This is a genomic window from Aquisalinus flavus, from assembly GCF_014640095.1.
GTDB lineage: Bacteria > Pseudomonadota > Alphaproteobacteria > Caulobacterales > Parvularculaceae > Aquisalinus > Aquisalinus flavus.
Genome location: NZ_BMGH01000001.1, coordinates 1,553,419 through 1,569,837, shown reverse-complemented (window position 1 = coordinate 1,569,837; position 16,419 = coordinate 1,553,419). Strand labels below are relative to the sequence as shown.

Below are 16,419 nucleotides of genomic sequence, written 5' to 3'. Positions count from 1 at the left end.
GCGCGCTTATCAGTCAGGAATTCCTTGTGACAGACCCGGCCCTCTCCATCCTCATCCCGGTTTACAATGAGGAAGCCTCAATCAGCGCGCTGTTGCAGGAGATTCTCGACAAGAAGCCGGCCGGCATCGGCGCCGAGATCATCGTCATCAATGATGGCAGCGACGACGGCACCGCCGGCGCAGTCGAAGCCTTCGCTGCGGGCCATCCGGACGTCCGGCTGATCACCCACCCGCAGCGCTCCGGCAAGAGCGCGGCCCTGCGCACCGGCGCGCTCGCCGGCAGGGGGCTGTGGATGGGCACGCTCGATGGCGATGGCCAGGACGATCCCGCGGACCTGTTCGCCATGGCCGGCGAGGTTGACCTGTCGCGCATCGGCGCGGTCGGTCTCGTCGGCGGTGTGCGCCGCGAGCGCACCGACGGCTCCTCGCGCAAATTCGCCTCGCGCTTTGCCAACGGCCTGCGCCAGAGCCTGCTGAAAGACGACTGCCCGGACACGGCCTGCGGTCTGAAACTCCTGCCGCGCGAGCTGTTCCTGCAATTTCCCTTCTTCGATGCGCTGCATCGCTACCTGCCGGCCTTCACCCGGCATTTCGGCTTCGAGACGCGCTATGTGAAGGTCGACAACCGGCCACGCCAGGCCGGCGTTTCCAAATATTCCAATATCGGCCGCGCCGTTGCCGGCATCTTCGACCTGACCGGTGTCGTCTGGCTGATGCGCCGGACCAAGACGCCGGGCCGGGACTTCGTCGCCGAAATGGCCATGAGCAAGCGGACCGGTTGAGCCCTATGAAAAGCGTGCAGGATATTCTCAAGCTCGATTTTGACGCCAGGGCGCTGTCGCCCCGGGCCTGGGCGGCACTGATCATCATCGCCCTGATCTCGACGCTGCCGGGTTTCACCACGCTGCCGCCGATCGACCGCGACGAGTCGCGCTATTCCCAGGCCGCGCGCCAGATGATGGAGACCGGCGACTACATCGACATCCGGTTCCAGGACCAGAACCGCTATGTCAAACCGGTCGGCATCTACTGGCTGCAGGTGGTCACCGCGACACCGCTCGGCGGGGAAGACGCACCGATCTGGGCGCACCGCCTGCCATCCCTGTTCGCGACGATTTTCGTCGTCGGGCTGACGGCGTGGTTCGGCACGCGGCTGGGCGGGGCCGGGGTCGGGCTCGCCGCCGGTATCCTGCTCGCGATCTCGATGTCGGCGAGCGTCGATGCCCGCATGGCCAAGACCGATGCCGTGCTGATGGCGGCAACCGCCGTCTCGATGGTGGCGCTCTATTTTATCGTCGTCAGGGAAAGGGCCGAAACGCTCGCCTTCCGCGGGGCGCCACTGGCGTTCTGGGCGGCGACGGGTGTCGGCCTGCTGGTGAAGGGCCCGATCATCCTGATCGTGTCGGTTCCGGCGCTGATCGTGCTTGCCCTGTGGCGGCGCGACCTGTCCTTCATCAAGCGCCTGCACGTGCTGCCCGGCATCGCCGTGATGCTGGCGGTGTTCCTGCCCTGGTTCGTGGCGATCATGATCGAAACGCAGGGCGAGTTCTGGCAGGATTCCATCGGCCATGCGCTGATGGGCAAGGTCGCCAAGGGCGATGATTCCCATGGCGCACCGCCGGGCTATCACACGCTGCTATCCTTCGTCACTTTCTGGCCCGGTATCCTGCTGATCGCCCTCGGCGCGGTCGCGGCCTGGCAGCGGCGGAGCGAGCCGGCAGTGCAATTCATCGTCGCGTGGCTGCTGCCGTTCTGGATCATTTATGAACTGGTTGCGACCAAGCTACCCCATTACACCCTGCCGGTCTTCCCGGCGCTGGCGCTGATCGCAGCCTTCGGCCTGCGCGACGGCGTGGAACTGGCGAGAAGCCGGGGCGTGCGCATTGCCCACTGGATCATCGTGGCGCTGTTTGCCCTCGTGAGTATACTGATCGGCTTCCTGCCCTTCCTGCTCGCCGGGGAAATGGAAACCACCGCCCCGGGCACGGCGTGGCTTGGCGCCCTTGCCGGCATCGCAGTGGCGGGAACGGGCATCTATCTTGCGCTGAAGCCGGGCTTCAACCGCCTGCCGCCGCTGGTTCTCTCGACTCTTGGCGTCTACATCTTCACCTTCGGCGCCGTGCTGCCAAACATGGACCGGTTCTGGCTGTCGCGGGAGCTGAAGAGCGAGATCACGGCGCTTGGCGGCTGCACGGCCCCGCATCTTGCCACTATCGACTATCGCGAGCCGAGCCTCGTCTTCAATTTCGGCACCGAGACGCTGCTCGGCGACGAGGCGAGCGTGCTCGCCCATCTCGCAGAAAACCGGTCCTGCGGCATCGCCGCCATCGGCCAGGGCGACTATGTCAGCTTCCTTGAGGCAGCCGCGCAGGCGGGTGTGCCGCTGAAAATCCTCGGCCAGGTGCAGGGCTACAATTACACCAAGGGCCGCAACATCACGCTGACCATCCTCAGCCATAGCGAGTCGGAATATCCTGTGCCCGCTACGGGGAATGGAGCGACGGGAAACGGAGCGTGAGATGACGGATAGCGGCCAGATCGATAAAACTCAGCCGGAGCCGAGTTTCGACATGATCGACGTGGCGCCGGGGCGGCGGCTGCACTATCTCATCGACGGCCCCGAAGAGGCGCCCTTTGTGCTCTACGATGCCGGTGCCTTCGGCATCTATGCCGACGGCTGGTGGATCAAGGAGAACCTGAAGCAGGATTTTCGGGTCTGCCTCTACGACCGCGCCGGCATGGGGGCGAGCGACGCTGTGCCAGACGATGTCTCGCCGAACCCGAAATTCCACGTCGAGGACATGCGCCGCCTGTGTGCCGCGCTCGGCCAGTCGGATCCCTTCATCCTGCTCGGTCATTCCATGGCCGGGTTGCGCCTGCAAACTTACGCCAATCTGTATCCGGAAGAATTACGCGGTCTCGTCTTTATCGATGCCCTTTCGCCACAACAGCTCGCAAAGACGCAGGGGCGGTTCCTGTGGTCCAATTACGGCTTTCTGCTTGGCACGGCGGTTTTCGGCGCCAAAAAAGGGCTCGCTTCGCCAATTGCCCGCTATTTCCCGAATAACTTCAAGCTGCAGGGCCAGGCGCGGGCCGACAAGATCTGGTCCTATGGCTCGGACCGCCACCTCGGCGCCACGCGCGACGAAGTCGCCGCCATCGATCACGATGCCAACTATTTCCAGGGCAGCGGGTTCGAGCGCTTGGCCATTGCGATCTATGCCTCGACCATGCTCAACGGCATGAACAGGGCAATGGCCGATCGCGCCAGCATCAGCTCGGGGTTCGGCAAATATGTCGAGTTCCCCAAGGATGACCATGTCACCATTCTGACAGGCACCAGCTGTGATGCGATCTGCGAGACCGTGCGGGCGATGCATCGTCACACCGCCCGCTGATCGGGATTATTCTCCGAGCCTGTAGCTCTGACCGTCAGGCCCGGTGATGCGGATGTCCTGGGCCTCGAGACGGGCATTGATGATGCCGTAATCGCCTTCCATCCGTACCGGGACGTAAGCGAAATTGGCCGTGCGCAGCTCTTCCGGCACCGCCGCAAGATAGACGTGGCCATCGGGCATGGATTCAGCAATCTTCTCCGGCTTGAAGCCAGCCACACGCTTCTGGCGGATCGTGCACCGGATCGCCGGGCCGGTGTAGCCATCGCGCGAGCGCAGGTCATTGCCGCCATCGCGCGAGATGGTCATGTCCCAGCGCCGCTTGCCGTCATAGATCTTCAGGACACGGTCGCACGGGTCCTTGCCTTCCGGCGTGTCGGTGAAGCCCATCATGATCTGGGCGCCGATCGGGTCGACTGTCCCGGCGGCATGGCTTTGCGGCACCGGCCAGTAGAGATCATATTGCGGGTCCGACCACAGGCTGAACCGGTTGTCGCTTCCGTTGCGCACCAGCTCGACATATTGGTGGCCATCATCCTCTTTCTCGAGCTTCTGGTAAAAGAGAGAGGTCAGCTTGCCATCCTGCAGCGTGCCGACCGACAGGCTGTCCGTCTCGGTTTGGGAAAACCAGCGGGCGACGCCCTTCTGTTCGATGCGATAGTCGATCTTGTAGGCTTCACTGCCGATATCGGCGACCATCTTGATCCGCCCGATATCGAAGCCGGCAGCGCGGCCGCTATAGGTCGCCTCGTAGCGCACGGCATCCTGCAACGGCACGGCGGGTACGGTCGGGCGCTCGAAAATGTAATCGACCGCGAAATGCTCCTTCCACTCCGGCGAGTTGACCGGCAGGTTGACGTCCGTGCTCAGCGAAACCTGGGCAAGGGCGGCAGCTCCGAGGCCGAAACCGGCGAGCGCTGTGGCGCCAGCCAGCGATTTGCGTGAAATCTTTCGCAGTAGGTTTTTCATGGTGGTCCCTTTATGACACAATTTCTTTTGTCACGTTGTAACGGCTAATTCGGGCGAAAATGCCCTGATTGCGGGCGGAATTGTGGTATTTGATCACAATTTCATGAGCCAGACCCGTTAAACTCTGTTGATGTGGCCATCCCCCGATTTGCCCGTCGAGCGAAAGCTGCATCGACCCGGCATATATTAACGCCTGAAAATTGGTTGGGGAAGCTTGACGGGAAAGAGGCTCTCAAGTATGTGCAGTCGCTCGATTTGACAGATTTTCCGCCGACCTTTCCGGCGGCCCCGGAATAGCAAGGATAATGACCCATGTCCCGCGTATGTGAACTGACTGGCAAAGGCCCGATCACGGGTAACAATGTCTCACACGCCCATAACAAGACGAAGCGCCGCTACCTGCCGAATCTGTGCAGGGTGACGCTGCAGAGCGAAGGCCTCGGCCGTTCGTTCAAATTCCGCATTTCGGCACACGCCTTGCGTTCTGTCGATCATGTTGGCGGCCTTGATGCTTTCCTGATGAAAGCCAAGGACGAGCAGCTGTCTTCCGCTGCGCTGAAAGTGAAGAAAGAAGTCCAGCGCTCCGCGACGGCTTAAGAGCCGATAAATTTTTCTCTGCTCTGCGGCGTGGTTTTGAGGTAAAATCGCTATCATGTCGCAGGGTATCGAGTCAGAAACAGTCAATGTAAGCGAGTATTTCCGCAAGCGGGAGGAAACGGCGGCAGACCGCGTCCGCCGCCAGCTCCAGCGGGCTCTTTACAGATCCTGGCAGATTCTGAAATACGCGCTGTTTGTCGCGCCGATCTTCATCACCTCCATCCTGCTGCTCGACCTGCCGCTGCGCCTGTATGACGGGCTGACCGGCGGTCAGGACAATATCTCGCCCAGCAACTGGCTCAGCTGGGGCGAGGGGCTGCTGGTTCTTTCCATGCCTGTTCTGATCTGCATCACGCGCTGTCATGGCGCGGTCTATGCCGGGCGCGTCATGGGCGTCGCGTGGATGCTGACCGCCATCGCCATCGTCGCCATGCTTTTCTATCTCGCCCCGCAATTGCAGCCTGGCGACATGCCGGGCGTACGGTTCATGGTCGGCTTCTTCGTCAGCTGGTATATCGGCCAGCTCATCGCAGTCCATATCTACGACGTCACCCGCGGCGGACGCTGGTGGCGGGCACCGTTTTACGGGGTGGTTTTCGGATTCGGCGTTCAGGCGCTGATCTATTTCCCCGTGGTCTATTCGACCGGCGGCGGTTTGCAGAACGTGCCCTGGCTCAGCTGGCTGATCGTCGATTTCTGCATCAAGGCCGTGCTGGCGCTGGCCTTCCTGCCATTCTACCGCTCGCTGCGCCGCTCCCTGCGACCGCATCTGGGGCTGGGCGGGTATTAGAGCGTTTCCCGGTGAAGTGGAAACCGGTTCACCGTGAGGAAACGCGACAAACAAGGAATCCAGGCCCTTTCAGCGCTGCGACAGAAAGCTCAAAGGGTCTACAGCGGATATCAAGGCCTGTCGGTCACCAGCCAGCTCATCAGCACCGTGCGCTGGGCGATATTGAAATTGTCATCCGAGATCATGACCAGCACCAGCTGCCCGTCCTCGCGGCGGCGCAAATCCAGCCCTTCCATGTTGTCCACGCCGTGCAGCGCATTGAGCGAGGCCAGTTCCTCCGGCTCGATCAGCGCGCCCGGCTGCAGGGCGGACAAAGGAAAGCGCGTCACGCGGGCGCGCACGCCGCGGGCACGTGAATAGGCGCGCTCGACGACATAGATGTCCCCGGTCGCCGGGTCCTGCGCCATGTCCGTAGGGGAAAACTCCTCCGCCGGGACATACTGAAACGGCGACCAGTCCCCGGTGCCCTCGGCGTGGATGTCCGGCGGTGAGATCCAGCCCGGCCGCTCGGCCCGGCCGTCGGCCGTCCCTTCGGCAATCGCGACGATGCGGCCATCGGTCAGCAAGGCGACCGACTCCATCGATTCGTTGTTGGGCAGTTTTTCCAGCAAATCCTTGGGCATGACCCGCGCGGCAATGGTGAACTCATCGCCTTCCCGGGCGTAATATTCCAGCCGGTGCTCGCGCTCGAAGCCGACAATGGCACCGCCATCGGGCGTCAGGGCCAACGCTTCGGCATCGGCCCGGGCGCCGGTGATGATCTCGCCGCCATAGAAGGTGAAATTGGCCAGCGCCCCGCCGGACAGCGCCTCGACCGCGCCATTGTCCGCAAACGTCACATCCGCCCGCAACCATTTCGCCCGGTCGGAAATCGCATAGAGCCGGCCCTCGTCCGCGGCGAAGCGCAAGCCCGAAAAGCCGCCGAATGAGTCATCGGGCGAGGTCAGCACCAGCGCCCCGGCGAGGCTTAACCTGCCGATCGTCAGCGGCGCCGGCTCGCCGGTCGCGCTGTCCTCGCCATAGGGGCGGGCGGTGATCTCTATCGGTTGCCACGCCGCGCCGGTCTCGCGCTGGGCCGCCACGGATTTGGGGGCGTCAGCCGAGTGGCCGATCCAGGCAGACGACAGGGCGGACGCCATGGCAGGGGCGGCGATACCGATCGCCAGCGCTGCCGCCGTCAGTCTCAGGCCGTGAAGGGACAGGCGCATTGGCAACTCCGGTTTACTGTCTGCTGCGTGTACTGAAGGTCGTGCTGCCCGCCTTGCCCGAGTCTGCCTTGGGCTTGCCGAGCATGTGGCCGCGTGCATCATAGGGCAGGCGGAAGGCGTTCTCGTCGAACAGTTCGGCCAGCTTGTCGACCATGGCGCCGCCAAGCTGTTCGGCGTCGGCAATCGTCAGCGCGCGGGAATAGAAGCGGGTCACGTCATGGCCGATGCCGATGGCGATCAGCTGCACCGGCGAGCGTGTCTCGATCACCTTGATCACCTCGCGCAGATGCTTCTCCAGATAGGCCCCGCCATTGGTCGAGGAGGTCGTGTCATCGACCGGCGCGCCGTCGGAGATGACCATCAGGATGCGCCGCGCCTCGGGCCGCCGCACCAGCCGGTCATGCGCCCACAGCAGCGCCTCGCCGTCGATATTCTCCTTCAACAGGCCTTCCTTCATCATCAGCCCGAGATTCTGCCGCGCCCGGCGCCACGGCGCATCGGCGGCCTTGTAGACGATATGACGAAGATCGTTCAGCCGCCCCGGCTGTTCCGGCCGGCCATCGGCAGCCCATTTCTCGCGTGACTGGCCGCCTTTCCAGGCGCGCGTCGTAAAGCCGAGGATCTCGGTCTTGACCGAGCAGCGCTCCAGCGTGCGGGCAAGAATATCCGCACACGTCGCCGCGATCGAAATCGGCCGCCCGCGCATCGAGCCGGAATTGTCGATCAGCAGCGTCACGGTCGTGTCGCGGAACTCCAGGTCCTTCTCCTGCTTGTAGGAAAGCGGCTGCGACGGATCTGCGATGACCCGGGCGAGCCGCGCGGCATCGAGAATGCCTTCATCCAGATCGAACTGCCAGGCACGGTTCTGCTGCGCCATCAGCTTGCGCTGCAGGCGGTTGGCCAGCTTGGATACCACCGTGTGCAGATTTTCCAGCTGCTGGTCGAGCAGGCGGCGCAGGCGCGTCAGCTCCTCCGGGTCGCACAGATCCACCGCCTCGGCGATCTCGTCGAACTCGCGGGTATAGACCTTGTAATTGGCGCTTGTATCGCCCTCGAAGACCGGCCGGGCCGCCGCGCCCTGCATCTCGTCGGCGGACATCTGGTCGAGCTGGCTTTCCTGCTCCTCGGGGCTCTCCTCGTCGCTTTCCCCGTCCATGCCCTCGCCGAAATCGGGCACGGACTCGTCCGGCGTGTCGGAGCCGGTGTCGTCATCATCCTCGTCCTGATCGTCGTCGTCATCGGGCTCGTCCTGCTCGTCCTCGTCAGGGGCGTCGCTCTCGTCGTCGGTTTCTTCCTCGTCGCCGAGGTCTTCGCCCGGGACAAGGTCACGGATGATCGAGCGGGCAAGATGGGCAAAGCTCGACTGGTCATGCAGCACCGAGGCGTCTTTCAGCAGATCGAGCGACCTGCCGGCCTTGGCCTCGATCTCCTCGCGCCACATATCGACCAGCGTCGCGGCCGATTTGGGCACCGCCCGCCCGGTCATCCGCTCGCGCGCGATCAGCCCGGCAATGTCGGACAGGGGCACGTCCTGGCGGTCTTCCATCCGGGCATAGCCCTTGTCGTGGCAGGTCTTTTCAAGGACGGCATCGATATTGTCGCCTACGCCGCGCAGCGCGTTCGAGCCGACGGCCTCGACCCGGGCCTCCTCCAGCGCCTTGAACATGGCGCGGCTCTCCCCCGTCGGCGGCTCCATCTGCATATGGGTCATGCTGTCGTGATGGGCGAGGCGCAGCGCCGCGATATCGGCCTGGCCGCGGGCGATGGCGGCAGCCTCGCGCGACAGCTTGCGCGGCGGCAGCGGAATGCGCGCCTTCTTGCCGACCACGCTCGATGCATCGCCGCCAAACGACACGTCCACTTCCTCCTGCGAGGACAGGGCGCGGGTGGTGTGGATGAGGGCGCGCTTGAACGCCTCGATGGGGGATTCGGTCTGATCGCTCATGGGGCTAACATAGGCCGTTTCCGGGTGAAGTGGAAACCGGTTCACCGCAAGGAAACGCAACAATCAGGCAATCGAGGCCCTTTGAGCGTCTCGACCGTAACACGACAGGGTCCAGGGCCGATGCGGCGCGCGTGAAACAGCGCTAACCGGCGATGTTCCGGTATCATCCGGGAATACGAAGCATCGCGCGCAGGCCGTCCTGCGGCGATCTGTCGAGTACGATATCCCCGCCATGGGCGCGCGCGACATCGCGCACCACGGTCAGCCCCAGGCCGATACCCGGCGTGTTCTGGTTGCGCGCATTGTCGAGGCGCGAGAACGGCTTGAACGCCTCGGCATATTCCGCCGGGTCGATACCGGGCCCGTCATCGTCGATGATGATCTCGATATTCCCGTCCGCCCGCCGTGTCGTCAGGCACACGATGCGGCCATGCTTGAACGCATTGCTGACGAGGTTGGAGATCGCCCGCTTCATCGAATTGCGCCGCGCGTCAATCTGCAGGCCCCTCTGCAAATCCGTCTGCAGCCGCTTGCCGGTGCGGGCACTGTCGTCGACCACCTCGTTGACCAGCTCGGTCAGGTCGAACAGCACCGGCTCCTCGGCGTTCTGGCTGCGCGCGAAAGACAGATAGCCCTCCAGCATCGTCTCCATCTCGTCGACATCGTTCTTCATGTCGCGCACATCGTCCGTTTCCGGCTGCATCGCCAGCGCCAGTTTCAGCCGGGTGAGGGGCGTGCGCAGATCGTGGCTGACACCGGCCAGCATCGTCGTGCGCTGGTTCAGATGGCGCTTGATCCTCTGGCGCATGGCGATGAAGGCATTGCCCGCAGCCCGCACCTCGCGCGCACCGGACGGCTTGAACTCGGGCATGTCACGGCCGAGGCCGAAAGCCTCCGCCGCCGCCGCCAGCCGGGTGATCGAGCGCACCTGGTTGCGCATGAACACGATCGAGACATAGCCGAGCAGCAGCGTCGCCGCGATCAGCCACAGGATGAAGAACTGCCCATTGGTCACGAACACCCGCTCGCGCAGCGGCAGGAAGACGAGATAGCCGTCATCGAGCTGTACACGGATTTCGACATAGGCCCAGTAGCCCGCGGTATTGTACCAGAACGGGTGGCGCAGACTGTCTTCCAGCTGCCGCTCCAGCGTCGAATCGAGCACGGAGAACAGCGACACCTTGTCATTCTCGGGGATCTGCCCGAACGTCTGGAAGCGCACCGCCATGTCGAGATCCTCGCGCGACAGGCGCATCACCTCCTCTCGGGCGGCGTCATCCTCCGCCTGCAGATAAAGCTCGGTGACCAGCGCGATATTGCCCGCCACATTGGCCGACAGATTACCGGTCACTTCCTCCCAGTGGCGGTTGAAGAAGATATAGGTGACGACAGACTGGGTCACGAACAGGGGCAGGGCGACGATCAGCAGCGTGCGCGCAAACAGGCTCTTCGGGGCGATGCGGCGCAACAGGCTCACGGTCAGTCCACCATCAGCGCATAGCCGACGCCGCGCACGGTCTGCAGGATCATCGGGTTGCGCGGATCGTCCTCGATCTTCTTGCGCAGGCGGGTGACCTGCACGTCGATCGACCGGTCCATGGCGGCGGAGGTCTTCTCGGCCAGCGCCGCGCGGGAGATCGGCGCACCCGGCTTCTGCACCAGCGTGCGCAACAGATCCAGTTCGCCGCTGGTCAGCTTCACCATGTCGCCGGCGCGTTTCAGCTCGCCCCGGGCCGGGTGGAACACGCAATCGCCGAAGGAAAATTCCGTCTTGCGCGCGCCATCGGCCTCGCGCCGTTTCATCAGGTTGCGGATGCGCAGCAGCAGCTCGCGCGGCTCGAACGGCTTGGCCATGTAATCGTCGGCGCCGCGTTCCAGCCCCTCGATCCGGTCGCCGGACTGGCCCCGCGCGGTCAACAGGATGATCGGCACCGAGGATGTCTCGCGCAGCGACTGGGTCAGCTCGAACCCGGTCTCGCCCGGCATCATCACGTCGAGGATCAGCAGGTCGAAGGACAGCCCCGCCATCAGCTTGCGCGCCTGCGCCGCACTGCTTGCCGTCGTCGCGTGATAACCATTGTCCTTCAGGAAACGCTTGAGCAGCTCGCAGATGCGCGAATCGTCATCGACGATCAGGATATGCGGGGCATCCTCATCCGGGGCGATGGCACTCTTGCTCACGGGGCAGGCTGTTCCTTCATGTCTTCTTGTTGGCGGATCATGCCGCCTACACTAGCACGCAATTTGCCCGGAAAAACAGCCGCAAGAACCGGGTCCCCGGCGGGCATCGCCTACGGTTTTTCCTGCAATACCGGCAGGGCAGCGCGGGTGTACTGATAGCCGGTGAACAGGGTCAGTGCCGCGGCGATCCATAACAGCACGAGCCCGAGCGCGACCATCGTCCCGCCCCAGGGCACCAGCAACACGGCAATGGCAACGAACTGCGCCGTGGTCTTCACCTTGGCCAGCGGCGAGACGGCGAGCACGCTGCGCCCCGCCAGCGCTTCGCGCAGACCGGCGACCCAGATCTCGCGCAACAGGATCGACAGCCCGGCCAGGATGTGGATGCCGTAAAGCTCCCCGGTCATGACCAGCAGGAACAGCGCCGCGGTCGTCAGCAGCTTGTCTGCAATCGGGTCGAGCATGGCCCCGAGCCGCGACGTCTCGCCCCGCGCCCGGGCAACCCGCCCGTCGAGGAAGTCCGTCGCCCCGGCGGCAAGAAACAGCAACAGCGCCGTCCACTGCGCCGGATCGCCCGGCGCGAACATCACCGCAGTAAACGGCACGATCAGGAAGATTCGCAGCAGTGTCAGAGCATTGGCCATGGGCGAAATGTGTAGGGTGATCCGGGGGGATGGGGAAGGAGATTTGCGGGGTCGCAGCGCTGTTCCTGTTGCCGGAGTAGGCCTTCCCGAAAGGCCCTCACCCGAAATCAGCAGGCTGATTTTGACCTCTCCCCCCAACACACACAGGGAGAGGTAGGGACCGATCTTGAATTTTGCGCAATGCCCTACCTCTCCCTCCCGGGAGAGGTCGAAATTCCTGCAGGGAATTTCGGGTGAGGGCCCTGATAACGCCCGACCAAAAAACGCCCACGATACTTATCCCCGCCCATCGCCACGCGGCTATATTCACCGCAGGCCATGGTGAGGATCATGGCCGAGGGGATGGCCGGGGGCGTGACCTGCGCCTGACGCCATCCCATCAGGTTTCTGCCGGCAATTGAGGGTGTGTACAGCTTTGCATCGTCCGGCGGAACGGCGTCCCACGGTAGCCCGTGGGCGGGAGAGCTATGCAATTTGGCCCCGCATCGAACGCCGCCGTGCATGGCGAGAGCTATGCCAGTCATTTTATTATTTCAGAGGCGATGGCCGCCATGCACGGGCCCCCTCATAATTCTCGACACCGCGAGCATTGCTTGCCGGTGCTTGAAGTGCTGCCTCTCTTGTCGTCCCGGCCAGGCGCAGCGCGAGCCGGGATCCATGAGGCGACTTGCAAATGATCCAGTGAATCATTTGCAGCGCCGAATGCCAGAGGCGGTGAGGGGGCGAAACAACAGAACCGCATGCGGCACCGATCTTTCATCAAGGCACCGTCTCTGGAAAACAGGTCCCGGGTTCACCCTGACGGGTGCCCCGGCATGACAAGAATTGATGGGTCTCCACAAGTAGCAGACACCGGTGAAACACCCACTGCGCTCGCCTCAAAACCGGCGCGGCCCCTCCAGATGGAGAGGCCGCTGCCCGGCAAAAGAACGGGAGAGAGAGCGGGGTTAACCCCGGTCTTCCAGCCGGGCGAGGCGCAGTTCTATTTTCTTCAGCTCGCGCAATATGTTCAGCATGCGGATACGGTCCCACAGCCATTGCTTCAGGCCGATCTGCATGGTCCAGGCGGCCCAGCCGGCGGCGGCCCACAGGATCAGCCCGCGGGTCGTGTCGGCCTCGAACATCTGCCACACGGCCCACAGGCCAAGGCCCGACATGACGAAGGTCAGCGCCGTGGCCAGCATCGCCCAGACTTTCAGCTTGCCCTGGAAGGAAAAGCCGAGGCTCTCGAACATGCCCTTCTCGCTGTCGAGCTTGTCGAGGAAGGCCCGGTCATCGGCACTCAGCGGGCCGCCCAGGCCCTCTCTCAGTCTATCGTCAAAATCCGGCATTTCAGTCTCCTTTCAGAAGCGTTTTCAGTCGTTGCCGCGCGTGGAAGATGCGCGACTTGGCGGTGCCGGTGGGCACGCCCGTCGCGATGGCGATCTCGGCGAGCGTCAGCCCCTCGCCGAAATAGAGGATGGCGGCGGTCCGGTGGTCCGGGCTCAGCATTCCGAGCGCCTGGGTGATCGCCGCGTGATCTTCCGCCCCCGCCATGACCGGCAGCGCCAGCGGGTCCGCGCCGCTATCGTGCCGGGCGCGGGATCGCTGCTCGTGGCGGATGCGGTCGGCGCATTTGCGGTGGAGGATGCCGAACGCCCAGGCCGGGAATTTCGCCGGGTCGGACAGGCCGTGCCAGCCACGGCAGATACCGGTCCATGCTTCCTGCACCGCCTCGCGGGCCTGGTCGTCGTCGCGCAGCAGTCGCCTTGCGACCCGGATGAGCCGCGGCTGCCAGCGTGCGGCCAGCCGTTCCGCGGCGCCCGCCTCGCCGGCCTTGATCAGCGTGACGAGCAGCTCGTCATAGACCCTGTCTGTTTGCGTCTGCGTCACCGCCTGCATCCAATCCCTGTTCGCAAGTGTAGTCGCCGGCGGCGGCCAAAAGGTTCAACGCAACGCAGCAAAATCCTGCGAGGCGACCCCTGGCATCCGGCCTGCCGCTCCTGTTTACGCCGGTTCGGGCAGAATCATTACGGTCATGTCAGCCGCGACAGGTTCCCGGCGCAGTACCGTTAAAGGGGTGTCAGGGAGAAACCAACCACCCGAAAGGAACCACCCATGATCAGGAAATCAATGTTGATCGCCGCCGGCAGCCTCGCTGCACTGTCCATTTCAACCGCCGCGATGGCGCAAGGTGACCGGGGCAAAGACATGTTCGAGCGGGTCGATACCAATGGCGACGGCGTCATCACCCCCGCCGAGCGCGACGCCGCCAAGCTGGCCATGTTCATCGAGCTCGATGCCGATGGCAATGGCTATGTCACCGAGGAGGAAATGAAGGCTGCTCAGGAAGCCCGCCGTACGGGAATGAAAGAGCGGATGGCCGAACGGATCGCCGAGCGCCGCGCCGGTGCCGGCAACGAGGCGCGTGATCGCGGCAATCCTGTCGACCGTCTCGATACGGATGGTGACGGTGTCATTTCTCAGGCCGAGTTCCTCGCCCATGAGCCGGAACATCTCGACAAGGTCGACACCGATGGTGATGGCAATATCACCCGCGCCGAGGCCGACGCCGCCCGCGAGGCGATGCGCGAAACCATGAAACAGCGCTGGGCGGATCGCAAATCCGGCAAATCCGGAACCGGCAGGGAGGACTGACCTCCCCTCGACAGGCCTGACTATCCCGCCTTTCCAGCGGTCCGGCAGCGATGCCGGACCGGTCTTATTTGGCGCCGTGGAAGTGGTCGTAAATGCGCGTCGCCATTGCCTCGGAAATGCCCTCGACGGCGGCAAGGTCCTCCGCCTTGGCGCGGGCAACGGCCTTGGCCGAGCCGAAATGATGCAACAGCGCCTTCTTGCGCTTGCCGCCGACGCCCTCGATCGAATCGAGCGGGTTTGTCGTCATCTGCCTCTTGCGCCGCGCCCGGTGCGAGCCGATGGCAAAGCGATGCGCCTCGTCGCGCAGGCGCTGCAGGTAATAGAGGACCGGGCTGCGCGCTTCCAGCGTGAAGGGCGGCTTGCCGGGGATGAAGAACTGCTCGCCGGTCGCCGAGGCCGTGCGGTCGGTGCGCTTGCGCCCGCGCTCGTCCTCGCGCCTGCCCTTGGCGATGGAGACGAGCATGATCTCGCCTTGTTCCGTCTGCGGACCGATGGCGAGACCGGCGTCTTCCATCACCGCTCTGGCGGCTGAAAGCTGGCCCGCGCCGCCATCGATGACGACGAGGCCCGGCCAGTTGTCGGAGCCCGGCGTCTCTTCCTTGACGAGGCGGGAGAAGCGCCGCGTCAGCACTTCGCGCATCATGCCGAAATCGTCGCCGGGCGTGATCTCGTCGGACTTGATGTTGAACTTGCGATAGGCGTTCTTGCGGAAGCCTTCCTCGCCAGCGACGATCATCCCGCCCAGCGCATTGGTGCCGGAGATGTGGGAGTTGTCATAGACTTCGATGCGGGCAGGGGGCTGGTCCATGCCGAGCGTCTCGCACAGCTGGGCCATCAGCTTCTTCTGGCTGGCGCTTTCCGACAGCCGCCGGCCAAGCGCCTCGCGGGCATTCATCAGCGCGTGATTGACGAGGTCGCGCTTCTCGCCGCGCTGGGGCGCGAGAATTTCGATCTTGTGCCCGGCCTTGATGGCGAGCGCTTCCATCAGCAGCGGGGCCTCCTCGATCTCCTCGCTGATCAGGATCAGCCGCGGCGCCTCGCGCCCGTCATAGAACTGGGCAAGGAAGGCCTGCAGGATCTCCGCACTCGTATCTTCCCGGTCATGACGCGGAAAGAAATTGTGGTTGCCCCAGTTCTGCCCGGCACGGAAAAAGAAGGTCTGGATACAGGCCTGTCCGCCCTCGTGATGCAGGGCGAAGACATCGGCATTCGTGACCGTGCCCGGATTGATGTCCTGGCTCTCCTGAACATAGGTCAGCGCCCGGATCCGGTCGCGCAGGGATGCGGCGCGTTCGAAGTCGAGATCCTCCGAGGCGCGCTCCATCTCGGCGGACAATTCGCCCTGGATCTGCCGGTTCTTGCCGTTGAGGAAGTCGACTGCATCCCTGACCAGCGCGTCATAGCCCTCCCTGTCGACAAGATCGACGCAGGGTGCCGCGCAGCGCTTGATCTGGTGCAGCAGGCAGGGGCGGGTGCGGCCCTCATAGACGCTGTCGGTGCAGGTGCGCAGGAGGAACGCCTTCTGCAGCGTGTTGATGGTGCGGTTGACCGCCCCGGCAGAGGCGAAGGGGCCGAAATAATGGCCCTTGCGTTTCTGCGCGCCGCGATGCTTGACGATCTGCGGGGCGGTATGGTCGGTCGCGATCAGGATGTAGGGGAACGACTTGTCGTCGCGCAGCAGCACGTTGAATTTCGGCTTGAGCTGCTTGATCAGGTTCGCCTCGAGCAGAAGGCTCTCGGTCTCGGTCTCGGTGACGACGAATTCCATCGACCGGGTCTCGGCGATCATGCGCATGATGCGGTTGGAATGGCCCGTGCCCTTGGCATAGTTGGCGACGCGCCGCTTCAGGTTCCGCGCCTTGCCGACATAGAGGATATCCCCGCCATCGCCGACCATGCGATAAACGCCGGGCTTTTCCGGCAGGCGCTTGACCTGGTCGGCGATAAGGGCGGCGCCTTTCAGCGCGGAAGGGGGGGTCGGTGAATCGGTCATGGAACAGTTCTATAGATAGAAAAACCGGCGGTCGGTGCAAGCCGCCGCCGGTTGTATGCG

The 16,419-nt window shown here is 63.9% G+C and carries 15 protein-coding genes; 6 read left to right on the top strand and 9 right to left on the bottom strand.

Annotation, left to right across the window (positions count from 1 at the left end):
- Positions 1–26: 26 nt before the first annotated feature.
- The 3 genes from IEV88_RS07295 to IEV88_RS07285 are packed head-to-tail and all read left to right on the top strand — an operon-like array spanning position 27 to position 3,398.
- A complete protein-coding gene (locus IEV88_RS07295; protein ID WP_188159069.1) occupies positions 27–782 on the top strand; it encodes a glycosyltransferase family 2 protein in 756 nt (251 codons plus the stop codon).
- 5 nt (positions 783–787) lie between these two features.
- A complete protein-coding gene (locus IEV88_RS07290; protein ID WP_229731491.1) occupies positions 788–2,518 on the top strand; it encodes an ArnT family glycosyltransferase in 1,731 nt (576 codons plus the stop codon).
- A gap of 1 nt (position 2,519) precedes the next feature.
- Entirely contained in the window at positions 2,520–3,398 is an 879-nt protein-coding gene (locus IEV88_RS07285; protein ID WP_188159071.1) for an alpha/beta hydrolase, read from the top strand.
- 6 nt (positions 3,399–3,404) lie between these two features.
- Here the strand turns inward: IEV88_RS07285 and IEV88_RS07280 are convergent, their stop codons facing one another.
- Positions 3,405–4,364, bottom strand: coding sequence for a DUF3108 domain-containing protein (locus IEV88_RS07280; protein WP_188159072.1), 960 nt, complete (start codon positions 4,362–4,364; stop codon positions 3,405–3,407).
- Positions 4,365–4,676: 312 nt separating this feature from the next.
- Between IEV88_RS07280 and rpmB the strand changes: the two genes are divergently transcribed.
- Complete coding sequence (gene rpmB / locus IEV88_RS07275; RefSeq protein ID WP_188159073.1) at positions 4,677–4,961, top strand: 50S ribosomal protein L28; 285 nt, start codon at positions 4,677–4,679, stop codon at positions 4,959–4,961.
- A gap of 55 nt (positions 4,962–5,016) precedes the next feature.
- Positions 5,017–5,751, top strand: a complete 735-nt coding sequence (locus IEV88_RS07270; RefSeq protein ID WP_188159074.1) for a VUT family protein — start codon at positions 5,017–5,019, stop codon at positions 5,749–5,751.
- Between the two features lie 110 nt (positions 5,752–5,861).
- Here the strand turns inward: IEV88_RS07270 and IEV88_RS07265 are convergent, their stop codons facing one another.
- The 7 genes from IEV88_RS07265 to IEV88_RS07235 all read right to left on the bottom strand — a co-directional run bounded on the left by IEV88_RS07265 (position 5,862) and on the right by IEV88_RS07235 (position 13,601).
- On the bottom strand, positions 5,862–6,959 hold the full coding sequence (locus IEV88_RS07265) for an esterase-like activity of phytase family protein (RefSeq protein ID WP_188159075.1): 1,098 nt from the start codon (positions 6,957–6,959) through the stop codon (positions 5,862–5,864).
- Positions 6,960–6,972: 13 nt separating this feature from the next.
- Complete coding sequence (gene cobT / locus IEV88_RS07260) at positions 6,973–8,904, bottom strand: cobaltochelatase subunit CobT (protein ID WP_188159076.1); 1,932 nt, start codon at positions 8,902–8,904, stop codon at positions 6,973–6,975.
- A 163-nt stretch (positions 8,905–9,067) separates the two neighbouring features.
- Positions 9,068–10,381, bottom strand: coding sequence for an ATP-binding protein (locus tag IEV88_RS07255; protein ID WP_188159077.1), 1,314 nt, complete (start codon positions 10,379–10,381; stop codon positions 9,068–9,070).
- Positions 10,382–10,383: 2 nt separating this feature from the next.
- Complete coding sequence (locus IEV88_RS07250; protein WP_188159078.1) at positions 10,384–11,085, bottom strand: response regulator; 702 nt, start codon at positions 11,083–11,085, stop codon at positions 10,384–10,386.
- Positions 11,086–11,195: 110 nt separating this feature from the next.
- Positions 11,196–11,729, bottom strand: coding sequence for a CDP-diacylglycerol--glycerol-3-phosphate 3-phosphatidyltransferase (gene pgsA, locus IEV88_RS07245; RefSeq protein WP_194420142.1), 534 nt, complete (start codon positions 11,727–11,729; stop codon positions 11,196–11,198).
- A gap of 947 nt (positions 11,730–12,676) precedes the next feature.
- A complete protein-coding gene (locus tag IEV88_RS07240) occupies positions 12,677–13,060 on the bottom strand; it encodes a DUF6768 family protein (RefSeq protein WP_188159079.1) in 384 nt (127 codons plus the stop codon).
- Position 13,061: 1 nt separating this feature from the next.
- Positions 13,062–13,601, bottom strand: coding sequence for an RNA polymerase sigma factor (locus IEV88_RS07235; RefSeq protein WP_188159080.1), 540 nt, complete (start codon positions 13,599–13,601; stop codon positions 13,062–13,064).
- Between the two features lie 225 nt (positions 13,602–13,826).
- On the opposite strand from IEV88_RS07235, the gene IEV88_RS07230 reads away from it, so the two are divergent.
- Entirely contained in the window at positions 13,827–14,366 is a 540-nt protein-coding gene (locus tag IEV88_RS07230) for an EF-hand domain-containing protein (protein WP_188159081.1), read from the top strand.
- A 64-nt stretch (positions 14,367–14,430) separates the two neighbouring features.
- Here IEV88_RS07230 and uvrC read toward each other — a convergent pair whose 3' ends face one another.
- A complete protein-coding gene (uvrC, locus tag IEV88_RS07225; RefSeq protein ID WP_188159082.1) occupies positions 14,431–16,359 on the bottom strand; it encodes an excinuclease ABC subunit UvrC in 1,929 nt (642 codons plus the stop codon).
- Positions 16,360–16,419: the final 60 nt, after the last annotated feature.

What these genes read in the sequence shown, in the direction of transcription:
- IEV88_RS07290 (WP_229731491.1), top strand. Translation starts at nt 788, where the DNA reads ATGAAAAGCGTGCAGGATATTCTCAAGCTCGATTTTGACGCCAGGGCG.
- IEV88_RS07285 (WP_188159071.1), top strand. Translation starts at nt 2,520, where the DNA reads ATGACGGATAGCGGCCAGATCGATAAAACTCAGCCGGAGCCGAGTTTC.
- IEV88_RS07280 (WP_188159072.1), bottom strand. Translation starts at nt 4,364, where the DNA reads ATGAAAAACCTACTGCGAAAGATTTCACGCAAATCGCTGGCTGGCGCC.
- rpmB (WP_188159073.1), top strand. Translation starts at nt 4,677, where the DNA reads ATGTCCCGCGTATGTGAACTGACTGGCAAAGGCCCGATCACGGGTAAC.
- IEV88_RS07270 (WP_188159074.1), top strand. Translation starts at nt 5,017, where the DNA reads ATGTCGCAGGGTATCGAGTCAGAAACAGTCAATGTAAGCGAGTATTTC.
- IEV88_RS07265 (WP_188159075.1), bottom strand. Translation starts at nt 6,959, where the DNA reads ATGCGCCTGTCCCTTCACGGCCTGAGACTGACGGCGGCAGCGCTGGCG.
- cobT (WP_188159076.1), bottom strand. Translation starts at nt 8,904, where the DNA reads ATGAGCGATCAGACCGAATCCCCCATCGAGGCGTTCAAGCGCGCCCTC.
- pgsA (WP_194420142.1), bottom strand. Translation starts at nt 11,729, where the DNA reads ATGGCCAATGCTCTGACACTGCTGCGAATCTTCCTGATCGTGCCGTTT.
- IEV88_RS07240 (WP_188159079.1), bottom strand. Translation starts at nt 13,060, where the DNA reads ATGCCGGATTTTGACGATAGACTGAGAGAGGGCCTGGGCGGCCCGCTG.
- IEV88_RS07230 (WP_188159081.1), top strand. Translation starts at nt 13,827, where the DNA reads ATGATCAGGAAATCAATGTTGATCGCCGCCGGCAGCCTCGCTGCACTG.
- uvrC (WP_188159082.1), bottom strand. Translation starts at nt 16,359, where the DNA reads ATGACCGATTCACCGACCCCCCCTTCCGCGCTGAAAGGCGCCGCCCTT.